9 protein-coding genes are annotated in these 17,956 nt (G+C 65.4%); 2 read left to right on the top strand and 7 right to left on the bottom strand.

Annotation, left to right across the window (positions count from 1 at the left end; all coding sequences use genetic code 11):
- Positions 1-463: 463 nt before the first annotated feature.
- On the bottom strand, positions 464-1,846 hold the full coding sequence (locus tag OEX18_06340) for an insulinase family protein (protein ID MDH4336883.1): 1,383 nt from the start codon (positions 1,844-1,846) through the stop codon (positions 464-466).
- 559 nt (positions 1,847-2,405) lie between these two features.
- Complete coding sequence (locus tag OEX18_06335; protein MDH4336882.1) at positions 2,406-4,640, bottom strand: S9 family peptidase; 2,235 nt, start codon at positions 4,638-4,640, stop codon at positions 2,406-2,408.
- A gap of 146 nt (positions 4,641-4,786) precedes the next feature.
- Between OEX18_06335 and OEX18_06330 the strand changes: the two genes are divergently transcribed.
- Positions 4,787-7,027: a carbohydrate-binding family V/XII gene (locus OEX18_06330; GenBank protein MDH4336881.1), complete on the top strand. Its 2,241-nt coding sequence runs from the start codon at positions 4,787-4,789 to the stop codon at positions 7,025-7,027.
- 306 nt (positions 7,028-7,333) lie between these two features.
- The gene (locus tag OEX18_06325; protein ID MDH4336880.1) at positions 7,334-10,129 is read left to right on the top strand and encodes a zinc-dependent metalloprotease; all 2,796 of its coding nucleotides are present in this window, start codon (positions 7,334-7,336) and stop codon (positions 10,127-10,129) included.
- A gap of 94 nt (positions 10,130-10,223) precedes the next feature.
- Here OEX18_06325 and OEX18_06320 read toward each other — a convergent pair whose 3' ends face one another.
- From OEX18_06320 to OEX18_06300, 5 genes are all read right to left on the bottom strand, one after another.
- Positions 10,224-10,649: a hypothetical protein gene (locus OEX18_06320; protein MDH4336879.1), complete on the bottom strand. Its 426-nt coding sequence runs from the start codon at positions 10,647-10,649 to the stop codon at positions 10,224-10,226.
- Between the two features lie 106 nt (positions 10,650-10,755).
- On the bottom strand, positions 10,756-11,778 hold the full coding sequence (locus OEX18_06315; protein ID MDH4336878.1) for a sodium:calcium antiporter: 1,023 nt from the start codon (positions 11,776-11,778) through the stop codon (positions 10,756-10,758).
- Positions 11,775-14,288 (bottom strand): cation-transporting P-type ATPase, encoded by a 2,514-nt coding sequence (locus OEX18_06310; protein MDH4336877.1) that lies wholly within the window; start codon positions 14,286-14,288, stop codon positions 11,775-11,777. Before OEX18_06310 ends, OEX18_06315 begins: the two co-directional genes overlap by 4 nt.
- Positions 14,289-14,327: 39 nt before the next feature.
- On the bottom strand, positions 14,328-16,088 hold the full coding sequence (locus OEX18_06305) for a glucosyltransferase-I (protein MDH4336876.1): 1,761 nt from the start codon (positions 16,086-16,088) through the stop codon (positions 14,328-14,330).
- Between the two features lie 65 nt (positions 16,089-16,153).
- The gene (locus OEX18_06300; GenBank protein MDH4336875.1) at positions 16,154-17,938 is read right to left on the bottom strand and encodes a hypothetical protein; all 1,785 of its coding nucleotides are present in this window, start codon (positions 17,936-17,938) and stop codon (positions 16,154-16,156) included.
- Positions 17,939-17,956: the final 18 nt, after the last annotated feature.

Raw genomic sequence — 17,956 nt, 5'->3', positions numbered from 1 at the left:
CCCAGAAGTAGACCCCTCCCCCAAGAGGAACCCACGGTACCGTCCCGCCGTACCGCGGACCCAACACGTTCGGTCCTCCATGACCCACGACCGCCCGCGCGCATCCGCTTGACTCCAGCGGTTCGATGATCGCCTGCGGAGGTTCTGACTTCCTCCTTTCGCCAAGCCTGCGCTGCGACGCGAGGTCCAGGCGCGATTCCGGGTGGTTTCACACCGGACACTCGCGCCGAAGCGCACACCCTTGCCCCCACGATCCCGAAGGATCGCGGCACGCGTAACGCCTCGAAAGTTGTCAGTTGTGTTGCGCCTACTGCTCGAAGCGACTCTTCATCGGTCCCGAAACATAAACTAACCAGTAAACGGCGGTTGTCAAGGGGGGATCTTGCACAATCTGCGCGAACAGCAAAAAACGGCCGCCGGGGTCCCCGGCGGCCGTCATCGCTGTGCGCCACACAGCCGCGGATCAGCCGCGGCTGGTAAAGCGGATTTCCTGCATGCGGGACGGGGTGATGTACTTGTGAACGATGGCACGAAACTCGTCCGCGCTGATCGAGTTCACCTCCGCAACGAATTCGTCCACGCTGCGCCCCTCGCGCAGCAGGTGCTTCATGCCCACGTTGAGCGCTTCCTGCCCGATGACCTGGTGATGCAGCATCGGGTAATCAGGAACGTTGGCCTTGAGTCCGGTGGACGTGACGAAGCTGACCATGCTGGCTGTGATCGAAAGCACGTGCGAATCGTCCAGGTTGGCGACGGCGCCTTCGATGTAGTGCCGCATCACCGGCTGTACGTCGTCGATGGTGTGTCCCTGCGCCGGCTCCGCGAACACGAAGAAGGGAATGTCGTCCACGCGGTAGATCTGGTTGGACGCGTAGACCGAGCGGCACGGCTGGTAGACTTCCTCTGTTGTCATCAGTACCTGGTGAAGATAGGAACCGAACATGGTCAGGACCAGGCGATCCCGGTAACTATCGTAGGGGCCCGCAGCCACAAAGTACAGCGCCTGTCCGTCGATGTCCCACTGGGCGCGTACGTTCCCCGTCACAGGTTTGCGCGGCAACTCCGGCTGCGGCCGGCCCGGTATGCCCTCGAAGTACTTGCGCACCAGGGCCTCGGCGTCCGCTTTTTTCATGTTTCCGATGATGACGATGACCATGTCGTCGGGGCGGAAGTAGTCGAGGACGAACGCCTCCGCCTCCCGGGCGCTGATCTGCTTTGCGCCCTCGCGGATGGGGACGAAGGTCTGGCCGTAGTAGAGGGCCTGGTTGAGCGCCATCATCCCGTACTTGGCCAGCGACCCCTTGGGGTTGGAGATCACGTTGTCGAGTTCGCGCATGGCCTTCTCCATCTCTCTCGAGCGGGTGGCTTCGTCGCACGAGATGCCGGCGATGCGCTGCGATTCGATCTGCATCGGAAGTTCCAGGTTATCCGCCTCCACGATGTAGTCGATGTGTGAGAAGTCAGAGACCGCCTCGGCACTGAGCATGCCACCGCGGAGGGTGGTGACCGCTTCGTAGGACTGGTTGGCCCCGAAGCTGCCGCTGGCGCAGTAGACGGCGAGGTGCTCGGCCACGTGGGACAGCTGTGCCTTGCCCCTGGGCTCGTCCATGAAACCAGCCTGGTAGAGAAACTCTACCGCCACCTGGTCCGCGGTTCGTTCCTCCTGCAGATACACGACGACGCCGTTTTTCAGCGTAAAGGACGACATCTCCGACATGTCGCGCACGAAGGTCTCGTGGTCGGCGCGTTCGAATTTGGCGGCCTCCTGTTCGTCCTTTCCACAGGCGGCGAGGCTGGCGAGCAGCGCGGCGGCGGCGATGACCGCGCCGATACGGCGAATCTGCATGGAAACGTTTCCTTTCTAGGGCCGAGACTACCGGGAGAATCAAGGTCGCTGATTATATCGCAAACCGGCCGGATGACGAACCCCGGGTTGTACCCCGGGGGTAAACGCCCGTTTCGCCCCAATTTACCCTCTCCGAGGGGCGGAAACACACGCCTGACTGTAAACAGAGTTCACAGTTTGTCAAAAGTCCTTCCACCGTCCCGGCGCGACCCAATCTCGAAACAACATTTATGCAACAAGTTACAGCGTCGGTCGTAGTGGCATACAGGATGCAATGGTGCATCCTGGCCGGCGAGCCGGGTTCTGGTACTTCCCGTCCGCCGGACCCTTTGGAACAGGGGCAAACAGGCATCCAAAACGGTAGTGGAGGTTTCTTTTAAAAATCACGCGGACGTATTCCCCGGGTCCTTGCGGGGGCCTTTCACTGGTTCCGAGTAACCGCGTGAGTCGTTGCTGAGAGGGAATCGATACCAACCACTTGGATGTTTTGGAAAGCCCGGCCGATCATGCAAACGGCCGGGCTTTTCCGTTTTCACTCCCGCGCGCGTCCGCGCTCCGCTCACGGAACCTGCGTTGCGCTCTCCCCGGCCATCCCCTTCAGATTCCGGTCGAAGAAGAGCGTCATCTTGCGGTACAGGTGCAGGCGGTCGGCGGTCCCCGCGATGGAATGTTCCCGCTGCGGGTAGAGCATGAACTCAAACTCCTTGCCGGCGTCGATCAACGCGCGCAGCAGCACAATGGAGTTCTGCATGTGGACATTGTCGTCCGCGTCGCCGTGCATCAGCAGCAGCGGATCCTCCAGCTTGTCGGCGTGGGTCAGCGGCGCCGACGCGTCGTAGCCCGCCGCGTTGTCCCCGGGGAGTTTCATGTAGCGCTCGGTGTAAATGGAGTCGTACAGGCGCCAGTCCGTCACCGGCGCCACCGAAACGCCGGCGCGGAACACATCGGGGGCGTTGAAGAGCGACAGCAGCGTCATGTACCCCCCGTAGCTCCACCCCCATACCCCGATGCGCTCCGGGTCAACAAACGAGAGCGACTTGAGATAGTCGACTCCCGCCAGCTGGTCCTCCAGCTCGACGACGCCCATCTGTTTCAGCAGGGGCTCTTCCCATGCCTTACCGCGCCCGGCGGAGCCGCGGTTGTCCAGGCTGAAGACGATGTAGCCGTTCTCCGCCATGTACGCGTGCCACAGGTCCTGGCGCGACCACGCATCGCGCACCACCTGCGACCCGGGGCCGCCGTACACGAAGACGATCACCGGGTACCTCTTCCCCGGCTCCATCTGCGGCGGTCTGCGCATGGCGCAGTGGTAGGTGCGCCCCTCGTGCTGGATGGTGAGGAACTGCTGGGGCGGGATGTTCGCGGCGGTCAGCGCGTCGGTGAGCTGGTCGCCGATCACGAACAGCAGTTTGCCGTCGCTGTTGTGGACGGCGTAGCGCGTCGGGCGCTCGTGCGATGAGTACGCGTCGATGTAGTTGCGGTTGTCCGGCGCCATGGTCACGCGGTGGGTGCCTGCTTCGGTCGAGACCCGCTTGAGATCCTTTCCGTTCTCGTTCACCCGGTACAGGTGGTTCTCGATCACGCTGCCGTGGTTGCCGGTGAACCAGATGCGGCCCTTCTTCTCGTCCACCCCCACCAGGCTCGCCACCTCCCAGTCACCGGACGTGACCTGCCGAATGAGGCTGCCGTCGACGTTGTGCAGGTACAGGTGCATGTGGCCGTCCTGCTCCGAGCCCCACAGGAACTGGCGCTTCTTCTCGTAGTAGTGCTTCAGGTAGGTGACATTGATCCACGTGGAGGAGGACTCCTCCAGCACCACGTCGGTGCGGCCGCTGCCGGCTTCGGCAAAGAGCAGCCGCAGGTGATCCTGGGCGCGGTTGAGCTTCTCGATGGCAACCGCGCTCCCGTCGCCCACCCAGTACACGCGCGCAATGTAAGAGTCGTCGCCGGTATCGACGTCGGCCCAGGTGGTGGCGCCACCGCGGGCCGGCACGATGCCGACGCGCACCACCGGGTTGGGATCACCCGGTTTGGGGTAGTGCTGCAGCGTGTAGGTGGCCTGGGTGGGGATCTGGTCGACGATGGGGTACACCGGCGGGCTGCCGTCGCGAATCTCCAGGAACGCCAGGCGGGACCCGTCCGGCGACCACCAGAACGCGCGTACGTCGCCGCGCGTGAACAACTCCTCCATGTAGACCCAGTTGAGTATGCCGTTGTAGATGGTGTCGCAGCCGGTGGTGGTGTGGCGGATCTCGGTGCGCGTGTCGACGTCCATCGCGTAGAGATCGTTGCCGCGCGCGTAGGCGATCATCGTTCCGTCGGGGGAGAAGACGGCGTCCTGCTCATCTCCTTCGCTCTCGGTCAGCCGGTCGATGTGCCCGTTGCCGGCGTCGAGCAGGAAGAGGTCGCCCCGAAACGTGAACACCACGCGGTCGCCGGCCGGATTCCACTCGTGGGAGGATATCGAGAAGCGGTCGTCGTCGCCCTCGCGCAGGTCGGCGGGAATGCCGACGGTGTCGGCGATGCACAGCACGTGTTCACGGCCCGAGGGGACATCGCGTACCATCAACGCCTTCTGCCGGGTGTCGTCCTCGCCCGCGGGGAGGGTCTGGATGAACGACACCCCCTTGCCGTTTCCGCGCCATTTGATCTGTGTGGGCAGCGGCGCCAGCAGGGTGTGGCCGCCCGTTACCTGCTCGAGCGTGAGTTTTGCGGCGGTGGCGGACCGCGGCGCGGCTGCCAGCGCGGCGATCAGCAAAATGGCGACGGGACCCATCGCCCGTGCGTTCTTCATGGGCTCTCCTTGTCGAGTGATGGACGGGCCGCCAGCGTAGCATATTGTGCGGTCGCATGCACCGCCCTTGCGCGCCCGCGTGCGGTGCGTTACCGTCCCGGTATCGGCCCTGGTTGTTGCCCCCGTTCGAGTACAATGGAGATCCCATGAGTTCAATCGCCGTTCTGCGCCGCCCGCTCCTCTTTCTTTCGCTCGCGCTCGTCATGGTGGTGCCGCAGGCACGTGCCCAGGACACGGAGACCACCTGGCCGCGAGAGATCAACGCGCCCGAGGGGAAGATCGTCATCTACCAGCCGCAGCTGGAGGCGTTCGACGAGGTCACCCTCAAGGCGAGATCGGCGGTTTCCGTCACCCTGCCCGATGCGAAAGAGCCCGTGTTTGGCGCGACGTGGTTCACCGGGCGGGTTTCCATCGATCGCGATGCCAACTTGGTGACGCTGCTCGACGTGGCGGTAACCAACGCCCGTTTTCCCAATGCAAGCGAAGCGCACCTCGACAGATTCAAGAGAATCGTGGAGGCGGAGATTCCAAAGTGGGAGCTGGAACTCTCTTACGATCAACTGCTGGCCAGCATGGCCGCCGTCGAGGATCAGATGGAGAAGAGCGCCAAACTCGACAACTCACCGCCGGAGATCATCTTCTCCAGGAAGCCCACCGTGCTGGTGCTGATAGACGGCGAGCCCGTGCTGCGCGATGTCGAGAACACCAAGCTCAAGTACGTGCTCAATACGCCGTTCTTCATCGTGCAGGACACGGTGACCGGATTGTTTTACCTGAAGGGTGCGGAGGCGTGGTACTCGGCGCGCGAGATCATGGGCCCGTGGACGGCCATGCGCAGCGATCCACCCGCGGAGGTCACCTCACTCGCCGCCCAGCAGGTGCCGGCGCCGCCGGCGGAAGAGGCGGCCGCTGAGGCCGCGGACGATTCCGCCCGGGTGGCGCGCGGCGAGCCCGTCATCCCGGAGGTGATCATGCGCACCGCGCCGGCCGAGGTCATCCAGACCAACGGCGAGCCGGACTTTGCCGCCATCGAAGGCACTTCGCTGCTCTATCTGAAGAACAGCGAGGACGACGTCGTAATGGACATCGACTCGCAGACCTACTACGCGCTGATCGCGGGCCGCTGGTACGCGTCGAAATCCCTCTCCTCGAACAAATGGGAATTCGTGCCGGGATCGAAACTCCCGGCAGACTTCGCGCAGATCCCGGCGGGGTCGGACATGGGAAACGTCCGCTCCAGTGTGCCCGGGACGGTGGAGGCGGAAGAGGCGGTGCTCGACAACCAGATCCCGCAGACCGCCACGGTGGACCGCAAGACGGCCACGGTTGAAGTCGCCTACGACGGCGAACCGAAATTCGAGACCATCTCGGGAACGAAGATGTCGTACGCGGTGAACACCGACAAGTCGGTGCTGCTCATCGACGGCAAGTATTACTGTTGCGACGCCGCCGTCTGGTTCGTTTCGTCCAGTGCGACCGGTCCGTGGTCCGTGTGCGCTTCCGTGCCTGCTTCCGTGCAGGACATTCCGCCCGAGTCGCCGGTCTACAACGTGAAGTACGTGTATGTCTACGATTCGACGCCGGATGTCGTGTACGTGGGATACACACCGGCGTACTACGGTTCCTACGTGTACGGCGGTTGTGTGGTGTACGGCACCGGCTACTACTACCAGCCGTGGTACGGCTACTACTACTACCCGCGGCCGGTGACGTATGGTTTCAGCGCACACTACAATCCGTACACGGGATGGGGATTCTCCTACGGGGTGAGTTACGGGTGGTTCAACGTCCGGGTGAGTACCTACGGCGGTTACTGGGGACCGGGCGGATATCACTACGGGTACAACCACGGCTATCACCACGGGTACCACCATGGCTACAACCAGGGCTACGGGCACGGTTATAACAACGGCTGGTCCGCCGGTTACCGCGCGGGACAGGCGGCGGGTGGCGGCAAACCGACACCCTACACGCGCGATGCCTACCGGACCCACCAGGCGGGCGTGCAGCCGGCCAAGGGCAGCGCCGCTCAACGGCCCGCCACGCAGCCGGCGAAAAACCCCAACAACGTCTACGCGGACAAGAGCGGCAACGTGTACCGGCAGACCGACCAGGGCTGGCAGAAGAATACGAAGAATGGATGGCAGTCGACCGGCGGCGCGAAGCCCTCGACGCAGCCGGCCACCAAGCCCGCCACCAGGCCCTCGACGCAGCCGGCCACCAAACCCGCCACCAGGCCCTCGACGCAGCCCGCCGCGAGGCCAGCGCAGCAACCGGCCAAGGCCCCGTCGCAGGACCTGCAGCGCTCCTCGCAATCGCGCGACCGCTCCGCGCAGCGGTCGCAGTCGCGCCCGGCGAGATCGGGCGGTGGTGGCCGGGGCCGCTAGTGAGGCTGGCGCTGTCCAGGGAGATCGCGACGCGCTCGAGGCGGGCCCGTGGAACAAGGTCTCAATGGCCGGCATTCGGGGATTGAAACCGCTCCTCCGCCTCTCTATTATCGGCCCGGGTGAGTCGCGCCCGGTCCCTTGCCTCTGCCCGGCCGGTCGCGCGAGGCAGGCCGGCCGTCCTGGCCGGTCCCGGTGAGAAAGTCCGCACGAGATTTTGGGCCCCGCGCTGGAACGATTGTGGTCCCCGGCCCGTATAGCTCTGTTGAACCCACCCAGGTGCCTTTCAATTCAGGAGGTTAGAGAAGCATGTTTCGGAAATTCGGGCTGCTCGCGGCTTTCTGTTTCCTGGTCGTAATGGCCGGAAACGCGCAGGCGAGTGACCTTTCGCAGCCCTCGACGGTATCCCTCGATGCGGCCATCGCAGCGGAGGACTCCGGCGATACGGGTGAAGTCAAGAAGAAGAGGAAGGAACGCCCGTACGAGGCGTACCTGAATAGCAAACTGGACAAGCCGACGCCGAAGGGCCCGGAGCCGAAGTACAAGCCCTGGAACAAGGTCATCACCAAGGAGCACAAGAAGCAAGACGGCCTGCTTACCATCTACACCAAGCAGGAAGAGATGCTTCTCACCCTCTCCAAGGATCAACTCGACAAGCCGTACCTGGCGCTGCTGACCCTGTCGCAGGGTATCGGCGCCGACTTCGTGTACGGTGGCCTGCCGGTGGACGACATCATGTTCGACTTCCACCGCAGCGAGGACCACATCCAGATGCGCCGTCTGAGCACGAACTTCCGCGCCGGCGACAACGAGCCGCTGGAGCGGGCGATGGCCCTGACCTTTTCGAACTCGATCCTGGAGAGTTTCCCGATCAAGGCCGAGAAGGACGACGTGGTGGTTATCGATGTGCGCGATTACTTCCTGTCCGACGCGGCTGGCATGAGCATCTGGCTCGGCGCCGCGTTGAACCAGCCGGTGCGGCCGGACGCGAAGAAGAACTTCATCGAGAGCCTCAAGAACTATCCGACCAACACGGAGATCGACACGCGCCTGACCTATTCGCCCGGCCGCGTGGAACAGCTGAATCTCCCCAGCGTACCGGATGCGCGCAACATCCAGATCGGCATCGCCTGGAGCATTCGCCAGCTTCCGGAAGAGCCGATGATGCCGCGTATCGCAGATGACCGCGTGGGGTATTTCACCACCACGTTCAAGGATTTCACCAAGGAGAAGCAGGAGACCTTCTTCACGCACTACGCCAACCGCTGGAGGCTGGAGAAGAAGGATCCCGCCGCGGCGCTTTCCGAGCCGGTACAGCCGATCGTGTTCTACATCGATCGCACCGTACCCGACGAGTACGTTCCGTTCATGATCGCCGGCGTGGAGTTCTGGAACCGGGCCTTCGAAGCGGCCGGTTTCAAGAACGCCATCGTGGGCAAACGCGCGCCGACACCGGAGGAAGACCCCGAGTACGATCCGGCCGATGCGCGCTACAACACCATCCGCTGGAACACGTCGGACCAGGTGTCCTACGGAGCCATCGGACCCTCGCGTGTCGACCCACGCACCGGTGAGATCATCGACGCCGACATTCTCTTCGAGCACAACATCGTTCACAACTTCGGCAAGGCGTACCGCCGTTACGCGGGTCCGCAGGCCGCGCTGATGCAGGTGGATCCGAACCTCAAGCAGTTGTGGATGACGCCCGAGGAGCGGCAGAAGGAAGAGGCGTTCCGTTCGCTGCCGTATTTCCAGAACCGTCCCTACCAGCTCTGCTCGATGAACGACTGCATGGAACTCGGCGGTCAGTTCATGCGCGTGGCTCTGCTGGGTTCGGGCATGGTGGATCCGGCCGACGGCGTGCCCCAGGAGTACATCGGCGAGGCGCTGACCTTCGTGGCGGCCCACGAGGTGGGTCACACGCTCGGTTTCCGCCACAACTTCAAGAGCTCCGGCTCAACGCCGTACGACAAGCTCAACGACAAGGCCACCATCGAACAGATCGGCATGACCGGATCGGTCATGGACTATCCCACGCCCAACGTGGCCCGGGATTCGTCCAAGCAGGGCTACTACTACACGCCCGGCGTCGGTACCTACGACGAGTGGGCGGCCAAGTGGGGCTACATGCCGGTGGATGGTGACACGCCGGAGGAGCAGCAGAAGAACCTGGAGGCCATCGCGGCGGAGTGCACCCAGAAGTCCTATCTCTACGGTACCGATGAAGACACGTACCCGATGGGGGCGCTGGATCCGCGCAGCAACATCAACGACCTCTCGGACAACCCGATGATGTGGGCCGCCGAGCGGATGGCGATCTGCGACGATCTGCTCCAGAACGGAAAGCTGGAGGAGCGCGTGGTGGTCGAGGGTGGAGACTATGTTCCGCTGCGCGCCGCCGTGCAGACGCTGCTCATCCAGAAGTACGTTTGTGCCAACGTGGCCACCAAGAACATCGGTGGTGCCCTGACCGAACGTGCCCACAAGGGAGGCGGCAAACTGCCGTTCGACCCGATTGCGGCGACCGATCAGCGCGCGGCGCTCAACTTCGTGGTGGGCAATGCGCTGCAGGCGGATGACTGGGCCCTGTCGCCCGAGCTTCTCAACAAGATGCAGGACGACAAGATGTGGAGCTGGGAGAACAACCTCTTCCAGCCGGGCCGTCGTTTCGATTTCCCGCTCACCATGTGGGTGGAGGCGCTGCAGACCGGCGTTCTGTTCAACCTCATGAATCCGTTCCGTCAGGCACGGGTGGTCGAGGCGCAGTACCAGTCGGACGATGCGTTCAAGCTGTCGGAGCTGTACGGCACGCTCACCAAGTCCATCTGGACCGATCGGGCGGCGCCCCAGGGCCGCACGGCCACCTGGGACCGGAACCTGCAGCGGACGTACACCGACATGCTGATCCAGCAGGTGGTGGAGCCGTCACCGCTGACCCCGCAGGACGCGGTGGCGCTGTCGCGGCTCAATCTCACCCGCATCCGCGGAGCGGCGCAGTCGACCCTGGCCAGGCCGGGTCTCGACGATGCCACCAACGCACACATGATGGAGACGATCGCGCGAATCGATCGCGCGCTCGACGCCAACCGTCAGACGAACTTCTAGTTCGTACCGGTCAGCGGAAAAGAGAAAACTCCCCCGGTCGAGTCAATCGGCCGGGGGAGTTTCTTTTGGGACCGGGTGGGGTTCAGTCGGTCCGCTATTTTTCTTTCTCTTTCTTTTCTTTCTTTTCCTTCTTTTCCTTCTTCTGGTGCATGCTCACGTCCATCTTGCGCAGGCCGGGCGGCACGTCGCTCATGAGTTCCACCTGACGCCACGGTCCGGCGACCTCCACGCTCCACTCCCAACCCTTCTTACCCGGACGGAAGTACTGGCCTGCCGAGTAGTAGCAGTTATCGTGATTCTCGACCACGTACACCTGCAGGTCGGAGCTGTATATCAGGACCACCTTGTCGTTGTTCCTGCGATGACCGTGTGCAGGCGCGTGGTCCGGCGGTCCGGGCTGCTTCTCCTTGACCACAACCACGTCGGGTCCGCCGTCCTTGTGGACCACGGTGCGCGAGCACCCGAGGAGCGCGAAACCCGCGATCAACAGGGTGCATGAAATGAAGCAAGTCGTTCTCATGTCCGACCTCCAGGGAAGAACATGGCCTACAGAGCAAGGTTCGCGCCGGAATGGAACAGGGAAGCATGCGCCCCCACGCGGCCCTACCGGGCGTCATGGGGCAGTGTCAGGGGAGCGCGGGAGGGGGCAGAGGAGCGCGCGCAAGGTAGAGCAGCGCGAGGGTGACGATGTAAACCACCAGGATGCCGGCCGTGTCCCAGGCCAGTACGAGACGCTTGCGCAGGGCCTGGTAGGTGAGCCCCACCAGCAGCATGGCGTACATGGCAACCACCGCGAACACCGACAGCAGGTGGCTTGGGTCCGCCGCCGCCAGGATGGGGCCGGGCGCGAAGAAGATGTCGTCCAGGGCGAGGATGCACATGTTGAAGATGTTACTGCCGAGCACATTGCCGAAGGCGAGGTCCACCGCACCCAGACGTACCGCGGCCAGCGAGACGACGATTTCCGGCAGCGAGGTGGTGATGGCGATGAACAGGTTGCCGACGAAGGCCTGCCCGAGGCCGGTTTCAACCGCGATGCGCTCACCCAGCCTGGGGAGGAACGACGCGGCCACCACCACGACGAGCGCGTTGACGGCGTAGCGTGATAGCGCGGTGCGCAGCGATACCAGGTCATAGCGGCGCTCTTCCGCCAGCTCCGCGGCCTGCTGTTCCGTGCGCCGCCGCTCGAAGATGAAGGAGATGCGCACGGTGAACAGATAGACCGCGAGCAACACGGGTGTGCCGAGGCCGATCCAGCCCAGCACCGGCAGGGCCCATCCCGCCGCCATGCTGAAGCCCACGATGGTCATGAGCAGCAGCCCCAGGCCGATGGTGAGCGCGTGGCCCTGGTGCGCGCGAGCCGAGATGGGTGTCTTTCCGCCCACGATGTCCATGATCGACAGGATGACGAGGTTGAACATGCAGCTGCCGAGGATATCGCCCACGGCGATGTCCGGGAGCTTGAAGACGAGAGTGGACGAGATGCCGGTGAAGAGCTCGGGAAGCGAGGTGGTGGCGGCAATGAGCACCAGGCCGATCCAGGTGCGGCCCAGCCCGGACTTCTCCGCGATGATATCGCCATAGTACGCCAGGCGCGTTCCCGCGAAGATGGTCACGCCGGCGGTAGCAATGAACATGATCCATGTCATGGGTGCCTGCGATCATCCGCGCGCGGCGGTGAGGCTGTCAATCGGGGATTGCCGGGTTGCTGCCACTGCCATCGGCTCACCAGTTCCGCCATGCCCCATGTGGCAAGGGCGCATACGATGACCGTCGCCCACAGCGGCCATGTCATGGGCACCGTTCCCAGTGCGCGCGCGGCGGCGGGCAGCGTTCCCATCACGACCTGTACGGCGATGCCAAAGAAGATGGCCGCGTGCAATGCCGGGTTCGGCATGGGCTTCAGCCATGTGCGGCGTCCGGGGTAGGCGAAGAACAGCTGTCCGATACACAGGAAGTGAAAGCTCACCGTGCGCGCGGTGTCCACCGACATGCCGAGCAGTGGAATCACACCCAGGATGGACAGAGCCACCATCGCCTTGGCCGATCCGCTCACCAGCACGAAACGGCGCGACGCGGTATCCAGCAGGGGCGCGGTGGGTGGCAGCGGCGGCCGGCGCATCACCCCGGGATTGCGGTCGAGGGCGAGCGCGAGTGCGGGCAACCCGTCCGTGGCCAGATTGATCCACAGGATCTGCACGGCCGTCAGCGGGAGCAGGACGGTGCCGGTGGCCTCGCGCAGGCCAAGAACAGCCGCCAGAAACCAGCCCAGCGAAACCACGATGACTTCGGAGAGGTTGGTCGAGAACAGGAAGCGGATGAACTTGCGGATGTTCTCGTAGATGCTGCGTCCTTCCTCGATGGCCGCCACGATGGTCGCAAAGTTGTCGTCCATCAGCACCAGGTCGGCGACATCGCGGGCAACATCCGATCCCCGTACCCCCATGGCGACACCCACGTCCGCGCGCTTAAGCGCCGGTGCGTCGTTGAGGCCGTCACCGGTCACGGCCACGATCTCTCCCGACGACTGCAGCGACTCGATTATCCGCACCTTGTGCTCGGGGCGCACGCGGGCAAAGACGGTGACCTCGCGCAGCGCGTGCGCGAGCGCATCGGTGGACATGCCCGTGACATCGTCTCCGGTTAGACACCGGTCGCCCGGGATCCCCACCTGCCGCGCAATGGCGCGCGCCGTCTCCGGGTGGTCGCCGGTGATCATGATGACGCGCACGCCGGCGTCGAGTGCACGGCGGATTGAGTCGGGCACCTCGCCGCGGGGCGGATCCCACATCAGCACCAGGCCCAGGAACTCGAGCGCGTCGTCGCGCGCGCCGGCGCCGCGCGCAACGCCCAGGACGCGATGGCCGTCGCGCGCGTACCGGCTCGCCTTCTCGCTCCACTGCCGTCTCCCGGTGGTGTCCACCGTGGAGCGTTCCAGCAGCACCTCGGGCGCGCCCTTGAGGTAGCTCACCACGCCCGCTTCTTCCTGCACGGTTGCGCGCATGTACTTGTGACCGCTGTCAAACGGGCGCGCGGAAATGCGGGGGCAGGAGGCGTGGATGGCGTCAACGTCGATGCCTTCCTGGCGCGCAAAGCGCAGCAGGGCCACGTCGATGGGGTCGCCCGCGCTCTCCTGCGCGTCGTTGGCGAGAACCGCCGCGCGCAGCGCCAGCTCCCGCGACGGCGAGTCGACGGAGCGGACGTGCATCTGGTTCTCGGTGATGGTACCGGTCTTGTCCGTGGCGATCACCGTCACCGAGCCCAGTGCTTCGACGGCGGCAAGCTTGCGTACCACGGCGCGGCGGCGCGCCATGCGCTCGACACCGAGCGTAAGCGTCAGTGTCATCACCGCAGGCAGTCCCTCCGGCACCGCGGCGACCGCGAGCGCAACCGCGAAAAGGAACACGTGCCCGATCGATCCAACTCCCTCCACGGCGACACCGCCCACCACCAGCGCCACCGCCAGCACGCTGATCCAGACCGCGACCTGGTTGCCGAAATGCCGGATGCGCCGTTCGAGGGGCGTCTGCTCCGCTTCGATGCCGCCGAGCATGGCGGCGAGGCGGCCCAGGGCGCTCGCGGCCCCGGTCGCGGTGACTTCCAGCAAGGCCCTGCCGCGCACCACGATGGTCCCGCTGGAGAGGAGATCGCCGTCGGTGCGGTCCACGGGGACGCTCTCGCCGGTGAGCATCGATTCGTCCACCGCCACTTCCGCCCCGCGCAGCAGCCCGTCGGCGGGCACGCGGTCCCCGGACTCGACGCGCACGATGTCACCCGGGACGATGTGCGCGGCGGCGATGTGGTGCCACGCGCCGTCGCGCCGCACCCACGCCAGGGGCGCGGACAGCGTCTTGAGGTGCGCGAGCGCCGCCTCCGCCTTGCGCTCCTGCCACACGCCGAGCGAGGCGTTCAGCAACAGGATGACGCCGATGGCGAGCGACTCGATGGGGAAGCCGTGGCTGCCGTCGATCCACCACACGGCGAGGTCGACGATCAGCGCGGCGAGAAGAACGTAGATCAGCGGGCTCTTGAACTGGGCGGCGAGGCGCCTCCACGCGGGCAGTTTCTCCTGCGCGGGAAGCGCGTTGGGCCCGTGGCGGGCAAGGCGCGCGCGGGCCTCGGCATGGGTCAGGCCATGGGTGTGACTGCCAACGGACATCGTCACCCTTTCCTGCCGGGTGAGCGGCGTTGCGCGGCCCTACTTGAGTGTTCCCCGGTACAGAACCGTTCCTGTGCCACAGGTGTACACGGTGGACTCCGACACCGCCCACACCCCGGAGAGGTGGACGTAGCTCTGCGTGGACGACCGCCGCCACGTGGCGCCGTCGAAATGGAAGAAGCTGTCCTTGAACGTGCCGATGCCGCCCCCGCCGATGCCGACGGCAAAGATATCGCCCGCGGACACGCCGTGCACCGCTTCCAGGGCGGCGCTGGTTCCGATGGTCTCCTTCTTCCACGCCACGCCGTCGAAGCGAAACGCGTTGCCCTGGCCGGCCGCGCCCGTTCCCACCGCGATTACGTTGGACGCCGACGAACCCCACACCGCGCGCAGCGCCACCGCATCCAGCATGGCTTCCGGGCCCCATGAAGTTCCGTCGTAGCGTAGCACCAGACCATCGTTGCCGACCGCGAGGACATGAGTGGCCGATGTGCCCCAGACGTCGTGCAGCACGCGTGAACTCCCGCTGTTCTGCGGCGACCACGCCGCGCCGTCCCAGTGCAGAATGGCGCCGTTGTTTCCAACCGCAAAAGCGTCGCCGGGGCTCGCAACCCACACGCCGTTGAGGCCTTCGCTGCTTCCGGTGTCCATCACCACCCAGCCGCTCCGGTCCCGGTGCATCGCGAGGCCCGCGTCACCCACCACGATGATCTCGCCGCCCGCACCCCACACGTCGTTGAGCGACTGCGGCCGGCCACCGGCGATGAAGCGCCACTCGCCGCCGCGGCGGTGGAAGATCTCGCCGTAGGTTCCCACCAGGTAGAGGTCGTCGTTGCCCGTGCCCCACAGGCCGCGCCGCACGATGGCGCCCACGTCGCTCAATTCCTTCTTCCACTCCGCACCGTCGTAGCGCACCAGCGTGCCCAGCGTGCCCACCGCCACCACGTTGTCATTCGCGGTTCCGTCCATCCCCTCGAAGTACTGGGTGGTGAAGATGTTGGAAGTGAAGCGCGTCCACGCGCTGCCGTCGTAGTGCAACACCGTCCCGCCCTCGCCGCTCGCGAACATGTCGGCGGAGGAAACGCCCCACAGCCCCTGCAGCCAGCGTGTGACCCCGCTGCTCTGCGGGGTCCACGACACGCCGTCGTAGTGGAGAATAGCCCCGTTGTTGCCCGCCGCGAACACGTCGCTGTCCGAGAAACCAAACACGCCGCGCAGGTGTTCGGAGGTGGCCGGCGCGATGGTTGACCAGCCACCGCCGGAATACGAGAGAACGGTGCCGTCGTTGCCAACCGCGTACGCCACCGACGGTGAGTACGCCCATACGCCGCGCAGGTTCGCCGTCACCGTGCCGGTCTGCTGTGGTGTCCACGCGTTGCCGTTGTAGTGGATGACGGTGCCACGGTTGCCCACCGCGAAGATATTGTCGGGCGCGGTGCCGGAGATGGCGTTGAGGCCCTCCGCGGTGGGAGAGGTGATGGGAAGCCAGGCGGTGCCGTCGAAACGAAGCAGCAGGCCGTTGTTGCCCACCGCGTACACGGCGCCGGTGCCGTCGCCCCACACGCCGTTGATCTCCTCGCTGACACCGCTCTCCACACGCTGCCAGAGTGCGCCGTCGTAGTGGAGAATCAGGCCGCGTCCGCCCACCGCCCACATGTCGTCCGCCGCACCCGCCCACACGTCGTGAAACGACCCGATCTCGGCGACCTCCGGTCTGAACGCGTACCCGGGTGGTGGTGGGGGAAGCACGACGGTGTCCGTGCACGCGGAGAACGCGAGCGTGGCCAGCAGGCCGGCCACTGGCGCCAGTCGTCTGATGGGAGGGAACTTCAAGTGATAGAGGATAGTCGCGTCGCGCGCTCAGATCAAGGCGTGGCGTAGCGCAGGACCACGGTGCCGCTGGTTTGTTCGCCGCCGGTGACGAACAGCCGCTTGCCGTCCGACCACGCGCCGCGCAGCGTTTTGAGTGTGGGGGAGGGCACCACCGACCACGCCGTGCCGTCGTACGCGATCACCACGCCGCTCTGTCCCACTGCATACAGGCGGCCCTGGGGACCGCGCGCCAGCGCCAGAAGTGATTTCGGGGTGGGACTGGGCATGGCCTCCCATCCCCGCCCCTTCACCGGGCTCAAGCCGATGATGGTCCCCTGTCCGCCCCGGCTCGTCTCTCCGACCGCCGCCGCGCGAACCGAGCTGCCGGGCACCGAACCGGTGACGTCGTTGAGTTGTGTGGTGATTCTCGAATCGGATACGACCCAGGCGGCACCGTTGAACGCGAGCAGCCGGCCGTCCGAGCCGACGATGTACGCCTCGTCCCCGGCGAGGCTGGTGTAGGCGCGCAGGTCGTTGAAGACCGGCGTGGTGGGCCGCACGGAGGTCCACACGCCAAAGTTACGGCGCAGGATCGCCCCGCCGGTGCCGACCGCATACACGCCCGACGGTCCACCGGCGACGTCGAGCAGTTCCACCGGGGAGTTGTACTCCTCCACCCAGGCGATTCCATCGTGGTGCACGATGCGGTTGCTGCCCACCGCGAACACGTCGCCACCCGGCTCGCACCAGATTGCGTTGAAGGTGCGAGCGTTGCCCGCATCTTCCCAGTGCCATGCGTCGCCAAGCTGCCGGGCGACGTAACCGCCGCCACCCACCACGCGCAGGGGTGTATGCGGCGGGCCCGTGATGCCACTCAGTTGCGGCACCGCGCCGCGCGTCTCCGGCGCCCAACCTGCGCCGCCGTCGTGGAGGATGGCGCGTGCCCCCACCACCCATGTGCTCGCCCCCGATTGCGCCGCGCCGTAGAGCCATTCTCCCGTGATGGCGGGCTCGGTGTTCCACGACCCGCCCGCGAGCGATATCACGGTGCCGTTGGCGCCAACCGCCACGGTTCGATTGCCGGCGGTAACCCCCTGCAGCGTTTCCTGCGTGCCGCTCACCATGGGCGACCAGGCCGCGCCGTCGTAGTGCAGCACCGTTCCCGCCTCGCCCACCGCGTACACGTCGTCGGACGCGCTGCCGGCAACCGCCGCCAGCAGCGCGTTGCTGCCGCTGGCCATCGGTGTCCATGCGGTACCGTCGAAGTGAATGATGACGCCGTTCAATCCCACCGCGAAGACGTCGTTCACACCCGATCCCCACACGCCGAACAGCGGCGTGACGACGGGACTCGTATCCAGGCTCCACGCGTTTCCGTCCCCGCGCAGAATCACACCACCACTGCCGACGGCGGTGAACGCGCTGCCGCCCGGCGTCCACAGGCCGCGCAGGTTCTCGGTGGTGGCCCCGGTGGTCTTCACAAACTGCGTGGTTTCGAAACGCACGATCTCGCCGCCGTCGCCCACCGCCACCGTTTCGCCCCCGGTGACGCCGGCGATTGCGTACAGGTTGCGCGTCCCGTCGTTGGCGATCGTCGCCCACTCCTGCCCGTCCCAGCGCATCACCGTGCCACCCGGGCCCACGCCGATCACGTAGTCGTCGCGCGGAACCCACAGGGCGTAGAGCGTGGTGGCGGGTGGGAGCCCGTGGAGTTCGGTCCACACGGCGGGTTTCACGATGGGTGGCGGTTCTTCGGGCGCGGCGGGGTCGTCGCCGCACGCGGCGAGGAGGCCGGCGAGGGCGAACAAGAGGATCGGGTATGCAGGCGTGGTACGCATTCTGGAAACCCGTGGCGT

The organism is Candidatus Krumholzibacteriia bacterium (genome assembly GCA_029865265.1).
Classification (GTDB): Bacteria; Krumholzibacteriota; Krumholzibacteriia; order WVZY01; family JAKEHA01; genus JAKEHA01.
Note: the sequence above shows the minus strand (reverse complement) of the source record. Positions and strands in the feature narration are given on the sequence as shown.

Bases quoted from the DNA above. Each gene is read 5' to 3' on its own strand.
- OEX18_06300 (MDH4336875.1), bottom strand. From the start codon at position 17,938: ATGCGTACCACGCCTGCATACCCGATCCTCTTGTTCGCCCTCGCCGGC.
- OEX18_06340 (MDH4336883.1), bottom strand. From the start codon at position 1,846: ATGCAGATTCGCCGTATCGGCGCGGTCATCGCCGCCGCCGCGCTGCTC.
- OEX18_06330 (MDH4336881.1), top strand. From the start codon at position 4,787: ATGAGTTCAATCGCCGTTCTGCGCCGCCCGCTCCTCTTTCTTTCGCTC.
- OEX18_06325 (MDH4336880.1), top strand. From the start codon at position 7,334: ATGTTTCGGAAATTCGGGCTGCTCGCGGCTTTCTGTTTCCTGGTCGTA.
- OEX18_06320 (MDH4336879.1), bottom strand. From the start codon at position 10,649: ATGAGAACGACTTGCTTCATTTCATGCACCCTGTTGATCGCGGGTTTC.
- OEX18_06310 (MDH4336877.1), bottom strand. From the start codon at position 14,288: ATGTCCGTTGGCAGTCACACCCATGGCCTGACCCATGCCGAGGCCCGC.
- OEX18_06315 (MDH4336878.1), bottom strand. From the start codon at position 11,778: ATGACATGGATCATGTTCATTGCTACCGCCGGCGTGACCATCTTCGCG.
- OEX18_06335 (MDH4336882.1), bottom strand. From the start codon at position 4,640: ATGAAGAACGCACGGGCGATGGGTCCCGTCGCCATTTTGCTGATCGCC.